This is a genomic window from bacterium, from assembly GCA_023150945.1.
Taxonomy (GTDB): Bacteria; Zhuqueibacterota; Zhuqueibacteria; order Zhuqueibacterales; family Zhuqueibacteraceae; genus Coneutiohabitans.
The window spans coordinates 166,693-178,409 of the sequence record JAKLJX010000011.1 but is presented as its reverse complement, the minus strand read 5'-3'; the positions used below and the strand labels follow the sequence as shown (position 1 = coordinate 178,409).

The 11,717-nt window shown below is 58.9% G+C and carries 12 protein-coding genes; 7 read left to right on the top strand and 5 right to left on the bottom strand.

All coding sequences use genetic code 11. The features are described 5' to 3' along the window. Positions 1 to 5: 5 nt before the first annotated feature. Positions 6 to 860, bottom strand: coding sequence for a tail fiber domain-containing protein (locus L6R21_15670; GenBank protein MCK6560631.1), 855 nt, complete (start codon positions 858 to 860; stop codon positions 6 to 8). 119 nt (positions 861 to 979) lie between these two features. Then, the gene (locus tag L6R21_15665; protein ID MCK6560630.1) at positions 980 to 1,891 is read right to left on the bottom strand and encodes a helix-turn-helix domain-containing protein; all 912 of its coding nucleotides are present in this window, start codon (positions 1,889 to 1,891) and stop codon (positions 980 to 982) included. A gap of 818 nt (positions 1,892 to 2,709) precedes the next feature. Here L6R21_15665 and L6R21_15660 point away from each other — a divergent pair. The 7 genes from L6R21_15660 to L6R21_15630 all read left to right on the top strand — a co-directional run bounded on the left by L6R21_15660 (position 2,710) and on the right by L6R21_15630 (position 8,640). Continuing rightward, positions 2,710 to 3,273, top strand: coding sequence for a DUF4178 domain-containing protein (locus L6R21_15660; GenBank protein ID MCK6560629.1), 564 nt, complete (start codon positions 2,710 to 2,712; stop codon positions 3,271 to 3,273). 24 nt (positions 3,274 to 3,297) lie between these two features. Next, positions 3,298 to 4,014: a hypothetical protein gene (locus L6R21_15655; GenBank protein ID MCK6560628.1), complete on the top strand. Its 717-nt coding sequence runs from the start codon at positions 3,298 to 3,300 to the stop codon at positions 4,012 to 4,014. Positions 4,015 to 4,029: 15 nt separating this feature from the next. Then, the gene (locus L6R21_15650) at positions 4,030 to 4,872 is read left to right on the top strand and encodes a DUF350 domain-containing protein (GenBank protein MCK6560627.1); all 843 of its coding nucleotides are present in this window, start codon (positions 4,030 to 4,032) and stop codon (positions 4,870 to 4,872) included. Between the two features lie 554 nt (positions 4,873 to 5,426). Further along, positions 5,427 to 7,034, top strand: a complete 1,608-nt coding sequence (locus tag L6R21_15645) for a polyamine aminopropyltransferase (protein MCK6560626.1) — start codon at positions 5,427 to 5,429, stop codon at positions 7,032 to 7,034. A gap of 12 nt (positions 7,035 to 7,046) precedes the next feature. Beyond that, entirely contained in the window at positions 7,047 to 7,397 is a 351-nt protein-coding gene (locus L6R21_15640; GenBank protein ID MCK6560625.1) for a DnaJ domain-containing protein, read from the top strand. 60 nt (positions 7,398 to 7,457) lie between these two features. Further along, positions 7,458 to 7,853, top strand: a complete 396-nt coding sequence (locus L6R21_15635) for a YbjN domain-containing protein (protein MCK6560624.1) — start codon at positions 7,458 to 7,460, stop codon at positions 7,851 to 7,853. Between the two features lie 73 nt (positions 7,854 to 7,926). Then, positions 7,927 to 8,640, top strand: coding sequence for a PspA/IM30 family protein (locus L6R21_15630; protein MCK6560623.1), 714 nt, complete (start codon positions 7,927 to 7,929; stop codon positions 8,638 to 8,640). Positions 8,641 to 8,796: 156 nt separating this feature from the next. On the opposite strand, the gene L6R21_15625 is transcribed toward L6R21_15630, so the two are convergent. From L6R21_15625 to L6R21_15615, 3 genes are all read right to left on the bottom strand, one after another. Next, positions 8,797 to 10,539, bottom strand: a complete 1,743-nt coding sequence (locus L6R21_15625) for an SAM-dependent methyltransferase (GenBank protein ID MCK6560622.1) — start codon at positions 10,537 to 10,539, stop codon at positions 8,797 to 8,799. 1 nt (position 10,540) lies between these two features. Beyond that, positions 10,541 to 11,143 carry a restriction endonuclease subunit S gene (locus L6R21_15620; GenBank protein MCK6560621.1) on the bottom strand — a complete coding sequence of 201 codons (603 nt, stop codon included), beginning with the start codon at positions 11,141 to 11,143 and terminating at the stop codon, positions 10,541 to 10,543. Positions 11,144 to 11,205: 62 nt separating this feature from the next. Next, positions 11,206 to 11,484, bottom strand: coding sequence for a hypothetical protein (locus L6R21_15615; protein ID MCK6560620.1), 279 nt, complete (start codon positions 11,482 to 11,484; stop codon positions 11,206 to 11,208). Positions 11,485 to 11,717 lie beyond the last annotated feature (233 nt).

The following is an 11,717-nucleotide window of genomic DNA, read 5'->3' as shown; positions in this document are numbered from 1 at the left end:
CGCCCTCACTTTTGGCTCAAGCTGTTCACTTGCGCTTTGAGATCATCGATCATCTTCTGCTGCTCTTTAATCGCTTCGACCAAAATGGGAATGAGCGCAATCAAGTTGACGGACTTGTACACGAGGGGATCTCCGCCCGAGCCGCCTTCCTGCTCTTCTGCGGAGGGATGGCTCTCCGTTTTCACCAAATCCGGAAACAGCGCTTCCAAATCTTGCGCAACAAAGCCATATTGCGTGCCGGAAGGCAAATTCATGTGCTGATATTGGGGATCTTTTTTGTAAGTGAAGGTTATGGGATTGAGCTTCGCCACCAACGGCAACACGGCGCGCAAAGAATCGACGTCATCCTTCAAATTTTCATCCGAGGGATTTGAAAAGGCGCCGGTGACCGTCACATTGCCGCTGAAATAACCGGCGTAATTGGTCGAGCCGCCCGATCCCGAGGCGAGAACGCCGTAAATAACGGAACTGCCGCCGCCGGCGGTTGCAATAACGGCTGCTCTGTTGCCACTGCCTGCGGCCGTTGCGGTGCCGACTATGCCAATATACCCTCCAATAAATTCCCCTCCGTATCCTTTGCCTGCCACCGGCACGGACCTTCCATAGACTGCGCGCGCATCATAAGAACCGCTGCCGGTGTATTCCGCGCGCAGCACTTTGGCGGTTGTGCTGTTTACGTTGCTCGTAAAATAGCCTGCATAGAGGTTGTTGTGCACGACATGGAGCTTTGTATTCACCTCGGGCGTGGTGACGCCGATCCCGATCTGCCCGCTGGTTGTAATGGTGAGTTGGGCGTGCGCAATTTCGCTTGTCAACGCGAAGCCCACAAAAACGGTGAGCAAAAATTTTCCCTTCCTCATCTTGACCTCCTGCTTCAGAAACCCATGTTACGCATTTGGCGTGCAATCAACAGCCACAAGATACGCCTTTTCATATTTCCTCAAAATCCAAACAGGCACTTTTGATTCCAAACGAGCACTCATTTTTTATCACGGAACAATTTTTCCGGACGTTGGGTGGCGAGGCGCAGGCGCGCCGCAGTGGGAGAGCACCCCAACTCTTTGCGAAAATCGCGGGCGAGATTGCTGGCTTCGCTGTAATTGAGCTGAAGCGCGATTTCCCCATTATCAAGATTGGTATGCTGCATGAGGCGCAAGGCGTGATAGACCCAAATGCGACGCAGCAATTGCTTGAAAGAGAGATCGAAAAATCGCCGGCAGAGCTTCTGCAACCAGCTTCGGCTGATTCCTAAACGCCGCGCAATATCATATTCACTCAACCGATGCGGAAAGGAGTGCACGATTTCGTCAATCATTTTATGCGTATGCGGAGAAGAAGAAAGGCTGCCGGGGTGGCGCGCTTCTAAAAACGCTTTCAACCCACCGTGGCGAATGGCTTCGTATATAATGTCTCTGATTTTTTCCGGAGCCATATCGCACAGCACAAAACGGTCTATGCCATGTTGTGCTGCCTGTTGAATGAAATCCGGGTCAAGGGACTCTGAGCAGGATATGACCGGCACCAGGCTGTCCAACCTTCCCAGCGTGAGCAGTTCCGGCGCTTGTTCGGCTCGCGCAGAGCAAAAGCAAACGACTGCGGCGTCCGCGCCCACCGCGTGTATTTTCTTGTGAAAACTCGCGGCGGAAAGAGCAATGTGACATTCGAAGGCAGCGGCGAAAACGCGAAAGCGGCAAGTACAGCGTGGCGGCGCTGGCGAATAGAGTACCAACTGGGGCGGAGGCATCAAAAATTTTCCTTCAGCAAGGCAGCCTTTCCCCGTTCCGGAAGAACGACAAACGGTGCAGCAGGCGGGAGGAAGCAGCCAGCTGTCGTTCACAATCGGAAGGATTGTTGCCCTTTTCAACAATTTAACCCGCACCCTCGATTTCATCAAGAGAAAGCTCGATCTCTCCCCGCTGCGGACGCTTTGCTGAAGCGTTCAAGATCAGAATGCAAACAAAGAGAAAGGGAAAACGGGAGCATTCAATGTCAGGTGGGAAATGCTGAGCGGATTTCCAGTGCCGGGCGCCCCGTGCCTGCTCGCCCCTACCTCCAAAAAGATTCCGTCCGCTGCGCGTAACCTTGACTCTCCCCCGTGCGTATTGCATGCCCGCAGTGCAATTGCAGGAATCCCGCTGGTATCGTCTCAATCAAGAGCATAAGAATTCTTCCAACAGATAGAAACAACCCAACTGATAAAAAGCTTTGCCATCTGTTGGCGATCTTCCTTGCCTTGCGGTTGCTCCAAGCGGCAAGGTGGAGATTCGACTCAGCAATGGCCGGGGCTGTAAATGTTTAGCCAGTTGAAGAAACCCACCGCCCGGGCGGTTCTTTAAATGACTAAATTCTTGCCCGGGGCTTTATCTGCGACCGGCTTCGCGCTTGACTCTGGCAATTTCTGCCGCTATATTCGCGGGCGTGACACCAGGACGCCAATGGCTCATTCTTCTGCTTTATTTGAGCTGTGCAGTCGCAATGTCATTCAGACTCATTTTCTCGAGCATTGAAATAGTGTCTTTGCCGGGCAGATGTGTCCAGCATAACGGGACGATGACACCGGCTTCCTCCGCAGAAGACGACTGCAGGACTACTGAACGTCCGAAACGCCACCGCCCGGGCGGTTTCAACAATTCTGGACAGAGACCAGCTCAGGTTTTCTCCGCCGATCTTGCACACATCTAACGCCCCCAATTCCGAAAGGCAGGCCGCATGGGGCTGCGTGATTTCTTCAACAGCAAAAAGTCAAACAGCGGTTTTGATCCGCTCACCGATCTCGTGCTCGCCAAGCTGCGCCCGGGCTATCTCGTCGATTACGCCGGCCACACCTGGCAGGTGACCGGCTATGCCCGCAATGATTTCGGCGAAGGCTACCTCTCCGAGGAATGGGAGCTCAACTCAGGATCCGAAACCCGCTGGCTCGAACGCGAAGATTTGCAGCGCGAAGTGGTATGGTACTGGTCGCAGCGGCTGCCGCTCGGCGAGCTGGGCAGCAGCATTCGCCAGCATATCCGCCAGCACGAGGATCCGCCCGACACCCTCACCTTCGCAGACAAAGAGTATTATCTCGAGGAATCCGGGCCGGGCTACTGCTATGAGCACGGCCGTGAACCGGCACAGGAATTCATCTATTGGAGCTACGTCAACGAGCAGGACGACACGGTGGTGACGGTGGAACAATGGAGTGAGACCGAATTCGCCGCCTGGCTGAGCCAGCCCGTGCACGAATACGAATTCACCAACATTTTGCCGGGCGCAGACACCTCACTCTCCTGAACGCCCTCCTGAAAGGATCGTCCCGTGCAGCGCAACACCCTGCTGGTCCCGGCCGCCGCCCTGCTGTTGGCGTGCAGCCCGAGTTCCCATCTGGAGCGCCTGGCGCGCGAGCTTGACCGCTATCCGGAGTATTCCATCATTCTCGAAGACATGAAGCAGGAGGGCAATTTCTTCGATGATCATTTTCACCGCTACAAGCTCATTCATGCCGAGCCAGGCGCCGCCGCGGACAGCCTGCGCTACAAAACCGAAGTGACCGGCTGGCTGCGTGTCGGCCGCGGTGAGTACGAAAAGTACGACGAATACTTGGGCATGGCCCTCGCCAGCAAAACGCCGGAGACCACCGCGGCCGGGCTGCCGGCGCCGCCCGGCTATGACTATGTCGGCGACCCGCGCTACGGCACCTGGCAAACCGATGCCGGCGGCAATTCCTTCTGGGAATTCTACGGCAAGTATGCTCTGCTCAGCCATCTTTTCGGCATGATGAGCCGGCCGGTCTTCTTCAACGATTGGCAGGACTATCGCGAGCAGCGCGCCGGCGGCCGGCCCTATTTCGGCCGTAACCGTGAGTTCGGCACCAACGGCACGCAGACCCGCGAAACCCACAAGACGTTTTTCGAACGGCGGCTGGAGCGCGATCGTCTGGCCAAGGAACGCTTCTCGAAAAAAGTGCAGGAACGCGTGCGGCGCAGCAACATGAGCCGCGTGCGCAGCCGCAGCAGCCGTGGTTTTGGCAAATAACTGAGGGAGCATTGCATGTCACTCGATCAATTTCTTTCCGGCCTGGTCTATCTCGGCTCGGCCTTCGTGCTTTTCTTTCTCGGAAAATGGGTGTACAGCGGCCTGCACCGCCATTTCGTTTTGCGCGAAGAACTGTTGGAACGCGATAATTTCGCCCTGGCCCTGGTGATGATCGGCTATCATCTCGGCTTGGTCTTCGCCATCGGCGGCGTGCTGTCCGGCACCGCCACCAGCCTGCGCGAGGATCTCATCGGCATTTTTCTCTACGGCGGCATTTCCATCGTGCTGCTCAATTTCGCCAGCTTCCTGAACGATTGGCTGATTCTGCCCAAGTTCGATGACGAGCAGGAGATCATTCGCGACCGCAATGCCGGCACCGGCATCATCGTGGCGGCCAACCACATCGCCACCGGTTTGATCATTGCCGGCGCGCTTTCCGGCAGCGGCGATTTGCTCACCGCCGCGGTGTTCTGGCTGCTGGGCCAGGCCGCGCTGATTTTGGCGAGCCGCGTGTACGGCTGGCTGCTGCCTTATGACGTTCATGCCAATCTCGAAAAAGACAACGTCGCGGTCGGGGTGTCCTTTGCCGGCATGTTGGTCGCGGTGGGCAATATCGTGCGTGTCAGCGTCAGCGGCGATTTCATCTCGTGGCGGGAGGCGCTGCTCAAGTTCGGCGGCTTTCTCGCTTTTGGTTTGATCTTGCTGCCGCTCATCCGCCTGATCACCGATCAGGTGCTGCTGCCGGGCAAACGCCTGACCGCGGAGCTGGTCAAGCAAGCCACGCCCAATATCGGCGCCGGCGCGATCGAGGCATTCTCCTACATCGCGGCTTCACTGCTGCTCGGCTGGGTGGTGTGAGAAGTACCCGGCATGAGGCCCGCGAATTCACACGATGGCGGCGGGGCGAAGGTGGTTGACTACTTCGTGGTGACGAGGCGCTTGCAAATCAGGTGCGAATCACCTCGCCTGAACTATTCGTGATTCTCCGAAAGGCCAGCCTTTAAGAAAATATTCCTGCAGCTGCTGACCGAGGCATCAAAATCCTCAGAGTTTCCACGGTGCTCAAAGTTTCGGAAAACCCGGCTCAGCCGAGGTTGAAACATTTTCGCACGGCACTGCCACAACGCGGACGAGCCGCAACCAAAAAAGAAAAACAACAGCGCACGCAAAGACGCAAAGATACGCAAAGAAAATCTTGACTTCAGACTTTCATGAAGAGAACAAATGATTGAAAAACCTTTGCGGGCCTTTGCGGCTCTTCGTCTTTGCGTGAATTCTTTTAGCAAGAATCTCAAAAGTTGGAGATTTGAAAAAGTGTTACGAAACCCTTATAAACACAGATCAAAATGGCACTCCTTGAAAGAATCTTTGCTTTTTTTGCACAAATTTGACTAAGGCACTACTAAGGCATTATGAGCCTCTCCCGCCCCGCCGTTGCATCTGAAACGGCGCAACGCGCTTCATCACCCGAATCCAAAGACGGCCGCCGGCGCCGCAGCCTGCTGTTGAAGGCCTGCATCTTCGCCACCGGCCTGGCGGGCATCGTGGCGGAATATGCCATGTCCACCCTGGCGAGCTATCTGCTGGGGAACTCGGTGCGGCAATGGGCGCTGACGATATCGCTCATGCTGTTCGCGATGGGACTGGGCAGCCGCCTGAGCAAGCACATCCATCACCGGCTGCTGGAGGCGTTTCTGGTGGTGGAACTGGCCCTGTCGGTGTTGTGCGCGGTCAGCGCGCTGCTCGCTTATCTGCTGTCGGCTTATATCACGGAAGTCGGGCTGTTCATCTATCTCATGTCGGCTGCCATCGGCGTGCTCATCGGGCTGGAGATTCCGCTGGTGGCGCGCCTCAATGATTTCTTCGAAGAGTTGCGCGTCAATCTCAGCGCGGTGCTGGAGAAGGACTACTACGGCGCGCTGCTGGGCGGCTTGCTGTTTGCGTTCGTGGCATTGCCTTATTGGGGACTCACGTACACGCCGATTGCCGTCGGTGCGGTGAACTTTGCGGTAGCCGCCATGCTGTTTTGGAGCAATCGCAAGCTGCTGCACTTTCGCCGGCGGCTGATGTTCGCTTTTGCAGCCGTGCCGGTTCTGCTCGCCGGCCTGGCCCTCGGCGCGCAGCCCATCGTGCTGTTCGGCGAACAAGCGAAATATCGCGACCGCATCATCTATCAAGAGCAGACGCCCTATCAAAAAATCGTGCTCACGCAATGGCGCGACCACTTCTGGCTCTATCTCGACGGCAATGAGCAATTCAGCAGCTACGATGAGGAGAAATATCACGAGCCGCTGGTGCACCCGGCGATGAGCGTGGGACCGGCGGCGCGGGTGTTGATTCTCGGCGGCGGCGATGGCCTGGCGCTGCGCGAGGTATTGAAACACCGCAGCGTGCAGCAGGTGACGCTGGTGGACATCGACCCGGCCATTACCGCGCTGGCAGCCAGCCATCCGCTTTTTCTCAAGCTCAATCAGGGCGCGCTGCAGGACGGCCGCGTGCAGCTCGTGCCTCAGGATGCGTATCGTTTTCTGCAGGACGACAGCCGTATCTATGACGTCATCATCATCGACTTGCCGGATCCCAAGACGATCGAGCTTGCCCGGCTTTACACGCGCGAGTTCTACGCGCTGGCGGCGCGGCATCTGGCGGTGGGCGGGAGAATGGTGACCCAGGCCACCAGCCCGTTTTTCTCCAAGCTGGCCTTTCTTTCGATTCTCAAGACCATGCGCGCCGCCGGCCTGACCGCGGTCGCGTATCACAATCACATTCCCACGATGGGCGAATGGGGTTGGGTGCTGGGCCTGAAAGCGGCACCGGCCAATGAAGCGGCATTGCAGACAGCGCTGCTGGCTGCTGACTTCGCGGCAGTGCCCACCAAGTTTCTCAATCGCGCGGCCATGGTGCACATGCTGCATTTCGGCAAGGGCGTGCTGGATCAGCTCGACGCGGTGGCCGTGACAAACGAGCTTGACTTGACGGTTTATCATTATTATCGTCAGGGTGACTGGGACATTTACTGAAATCGGCCATTCATGCAACTTCTCGCACGCATTGCGCGCCTGGTGCGCGCCCATTGGAACAGCCATGCCGGCACGCAATCCGCGCCGCACGAGCAGTGGCGCGATTTTGCCGGCGGCGACCGGACAGCAGGATCGGCATCATCCCGCGGCGATCAGGATCCGGAGCTGGCACGCTATTACGCCAATTTGGAAGTTCCCTACGGCGCGGACTTGGCCACGGTGCGGCAGGCCTGGAAAAAACTACTGCGCAAATATCATCCGGATTTGCATTCCCGCGACCCCGAGAAACGCCAGCTCGCCACTGAGCTGACCAAGGGTTTGAATCGCGCTTATGAAGAGCTTGAAAAACGGCTGTCAAAATGAGCCGCAGCCCGGCGGCGCCGGAGCCGCCGGCCGGACAACATTTCAACCGAGGAGGTTTTCATGTCATCGCATTTGGATTTGATCAAGGGCTATTTGCTGGATCTCGATTTGGAGATCGTCAAAGAGGATCGCGCGAAAGAGCTGGTGGTGGTGGAAGATGAAGCGGAGGGCATCAAAAACCTGGTGGTGGATTGCGAGCCGCCATTGGTGATTTTGGAGCAATTGATCATGCCGGTGCCGAAACAACCGGGCGATCTTTTCAAACGGCTGCTGCAAATGAACAACACCCTGGTGCACGGTGCCTTTGCGCTGGACGATCAGGGGAAGAACGTTTTCTTCCGCGACACGCTCGAATTGGAAAATCTCGACCGCAACGAGCTGGAAGCCTCGATCCGCGCGCTCTCACTCGCGATGGCGGAACATGCCAGTGAGTTGCTGGCATTTGCCCAGAAGTAGCACGCTCGCCCCGGCCGGGCCGGTTCCGGCCGAGCCAGGATTATTGCCATTCATACTGACTGGAGGATTTACCATGCCAAGCATTTTTCAACGTTTTTTCAAGATCGCGCAATCGGAAGCCCATGCCGCGATCGACAAACTCGAAGATCCGATCAAACTCACCGAGCAGGGCATTCGCGATTTGAAGAACGATTTGCAGGCCTCGATGACCAGCCTGGCGCAGGTGAAAGCGCTGGCGATCCGCATGAAAAAAGACGCCGAAGATCAACAACGTCAGGCGGCCGACTACGAGCGCAAGGCCATGCTGCTGCTGCAGCGCGGCCAGGGCGGCGAGTTGGATGCCACGCAAGCCGACCAACTTGCCACCGAAGCGCTCACCAAAAAGGAAGAAGCCGCGCAACGCGCCGGCTCGTTGATGACCGATTATCAAGCGCAACAGAAGATGGCCGATCAACTGCAGGTGAAGGTCGAAAAACTCAAACAGACCATCACCCGCTATGAGAATGAGCTGGTTACCTTGAAGGCGCGGGCGCGCACCGCCACCTCGATGCGCAAGATCAACCAGCAGCTCGCCAATGTCGATGCGTCCAGCACGCTCCACATGTTGGAACGGATGAAGGACAAAGTCACCGAGGAAGAAACGCTGGCCGAGGCGTACGGCGAAGTGGTTGCGGGCAGCACCAGCCTGGATGAAAAGATCGACAAGGCGCTGGCCACGCCGGCGGCGGCCAAAGCGGCGGATTCGCTGGCCGAGTTGAAAAAGAAAATGGGAATCACCGCCGGCTGAGGCCGCGCGGCACCTTGCTGAATCGGCGCATGGCGGGTGTTGCGATCCTCTGTTTGCGTTCTTTCTGCCGAACAAACCCTGTGGCGGCCTCGCTTGCGCCGCCGCGCGAACTGCCAAGCCGCCGGGCGAAATGCCCGTGCGGCTTTTTCTTTTACCTCACTCCCTGCCCGGTCCCCACTCTGCCAGCAAGCGGTCCATTTCGTTTTCCGCCTCGTTGCGTTGCGCTTCCAGCTCATGCAAATCCTGCCATTCGGCCGTCAAATCGAAGGCGGGCTGATAACGCCGGCCGCCGACGTAGCGGGTGAAATTGAGATTGCAGTGCTGCAGGTTTTCGATGTCCGCCAGCGTGGCGGTGGCCGCGAATCCGGCGAGGGTGGGATTGCGCGCCAGCCAGGCGCGGGCGCGTTCGGCGGCCTGTTGCAGAACTTGGCGGCGCAGGTGAAAGTGCGCAGCAATTTTTTCCCGAGCGCTGCTCTCCGCTGGCCAGCGGCCGCGGGCGGCGTGGTAGGCAATCTCCAATTGTGCCTGCCATTCGGCGATGAGCTCCTCGAGCGCGGCTGGCAGGGTGGCGGCCTCACCGCCGGCACGGTATGCGGCTACAATTTTCAAGATATCGGCCTCCTGCAATCCCTCCTCCAGACTTTCCGGCTCGAGGTGAGCAGTCGCGTCGAGGAACAACACTTTGCCGCGGCGGGATTCGGGTTTGTGGCGCCGCAGCAGAAGAATGGCAAAAGCCAGGCTGGCACCATAGCCCAAGCCACGCGGCAAGCCGATGACGGCTTCGATGGCATCGCAGTCCGGCTGCAACAACGCCCGGCGAATATCCTGCTCGGGGCCGGTGCGAAAGAGCACGCCATGCGCCACCATGATCGCAGCGCGGCCGGAGGGCGTGAGGCTGGCCAGCGCGTGCTGCACCAGGGCAAGGTCGCCGCGTTTCTCCGTAGGCACGCCCGCCCGAAACCGCTGCCAGGGATCATTGAGCGCCACGGAGCGTTGCCAGTTGGCAATTGAAAACGGCGGATGGGCGATGAGACGATCGCAGGTCAGCAGGCTGCCCTCAGCGGCGAGCAAGGGATGGCTGATGGCATCGCCAAGCTCGAGTTGAAAATCCGTGACCCCGTGCAGCAGCAAATTCAAGCGGCCGAGCACCCAGGTTTCCGGATCAAGCTCTTCGCCGTGCAGGGAGAGATTTTGCGGCCGGCCGCCGGCGCGCGCCACATACGCGCGACAAGCCAGCAGGCTGCGCGCGGCGCCGCACACCGGATCAGCGATGCGCATGCCGTCCGCCGGCTGCAACAGCTCCGCGAGCAGACGCATGACCGTGCGCGGGCTGGCAAAATCGCCGGCTTTGCGGCCGGCACGGTGGAGGAAAGCTTCCAGAAGATTGTCGACCGCCAAGCCAAAGACTTCGCCGGTCAAAAGATCTTGATCCGCGAGGCTGATGCCGCTGAAATGCTGCAACAGACGGTACCACAGCTCGTTGGCCGCTGCCGGCCCCAATTCGGCGCCAAGTGTTTCGAATGAGAGGCGGTCGAGCACGCCGGCCAGCGCGCCGGGATTGCCGGCGGCGAGCAGGGAGCAGGCGTGCGCCAGCGCCGGCAGGCTGCGCTCGGGTGCGCTGAGCAACGCCGGCCAGCGCGCCTCCCGCGGCAGGAAGATGGGATGCTCGTCGGGATCTTCCGCGATGGCGGCGGCTTCGGCTTCCGAGCTGCCGTGGCGGCGCTCGCGTTCAATCAGCGCAGTACAGCGTTCTTGAAACTGATCGTGGAGACGCTTCAGTAGAATGAGTGCGAAGAAATGATTACGCACCGGCAGCGGGTCGGTGACTGCGCTGACGAGTTCGAGCGCTTCTTCGAAATGCGCGCTCAGTCCTTCGAGCGTCAAAGGTTCCCGGTCCATGTCACTCTCCGTTTTCCAGCAGCGTGTGCACCACCAGATTCTGCGCCAGCGCCAGCCGTTGCGCGGCGGCGGCCAGGGCCAGATTGTGTTGCCGGTCGGCGGCGCGGAGCAGCGCCACCATCTGTTCCTGCTTGGGCAGCGGCGGCACCGGCAGCATGATGCGGCGCACGGCTTTGAGGGTCAGGTTCTTCTGGCGCGTGGTTGATTGCGAGGCGCGCTCCAGGATTTCACGGCCGGCGGGATAGCGGAAGAAGGCGGCAAGCAATTCGGGTTGCATTTGCGGGCCACAGCGGACGGCGATGAGATTGGAATCGATGAGCATGCCCGTGGCGCGCTCGGGCAGCAGCGCCACGCGCACCGCCGTGCCGCGACAGGTGAGCACCACGTCGCCGGCGGCAACTTGCGACGAGGCCACGTCTGCCTCGGGCGCGAGATTCACTGTTTCAATGGCCTCCCAATCCACACCCGATTCGCCGATGGCTTTCATGCCGATCAGACTCACTTGCAGGCCGTACTTTTGCGAGCCCAAAACATTGCCGTGCCGCGCCAGCCCGACGAAGACCGCCGCGATCGCTTCCAGGGGATAATGAGAGTAGGCAGACATGAATGATTCCCGCGGTTTGAGGTGAGGAGGCCCGGGCCCGCAGCCCGGGCGTTCGTTATCATTCACTCGCGCACGGTGACGTCGCAGTACAGGTGGCCTTCCTGCGCGCGCGCTCTCACGTAGCAGCGCACGGTCCTGCCGGCCAGGTGTGCTTCTAGCTGTTGCTTGGCTTGCTCGCCGGCTGCGGTGCCCGGCGGTGGCGCGCTTTGTTCCAGGCGAATCACTTCAATGGGATGGTAGGGATAATCATTCCCCGCGCCCGCGAGCGTGACTTGCATCTCGAAGGTGTCGCCATCGATGATGCGCAGCACAGGTCCCTCGATCCAATCTTCCATTCGCATGATCTTGCCTTTCTGTGGCTGGGCCACGATTGCTGGTTGGATTTTCCGGCAAAATCAGCTATCTTCGCCTGCCGACCTTTCGAGCTGGCTTTTGCCGGCTTGATTGAGTCCACGCCGTGTTCATGGCGATGAACACGGCGTTTTCTTTCTTGGCTTGCTGAGACCGGGAAGGGAATCCTGCCGTTGGCGCGCGGGTGGTTTGATCATCAAGAGAAGTTGCCCTCCCATTGGCG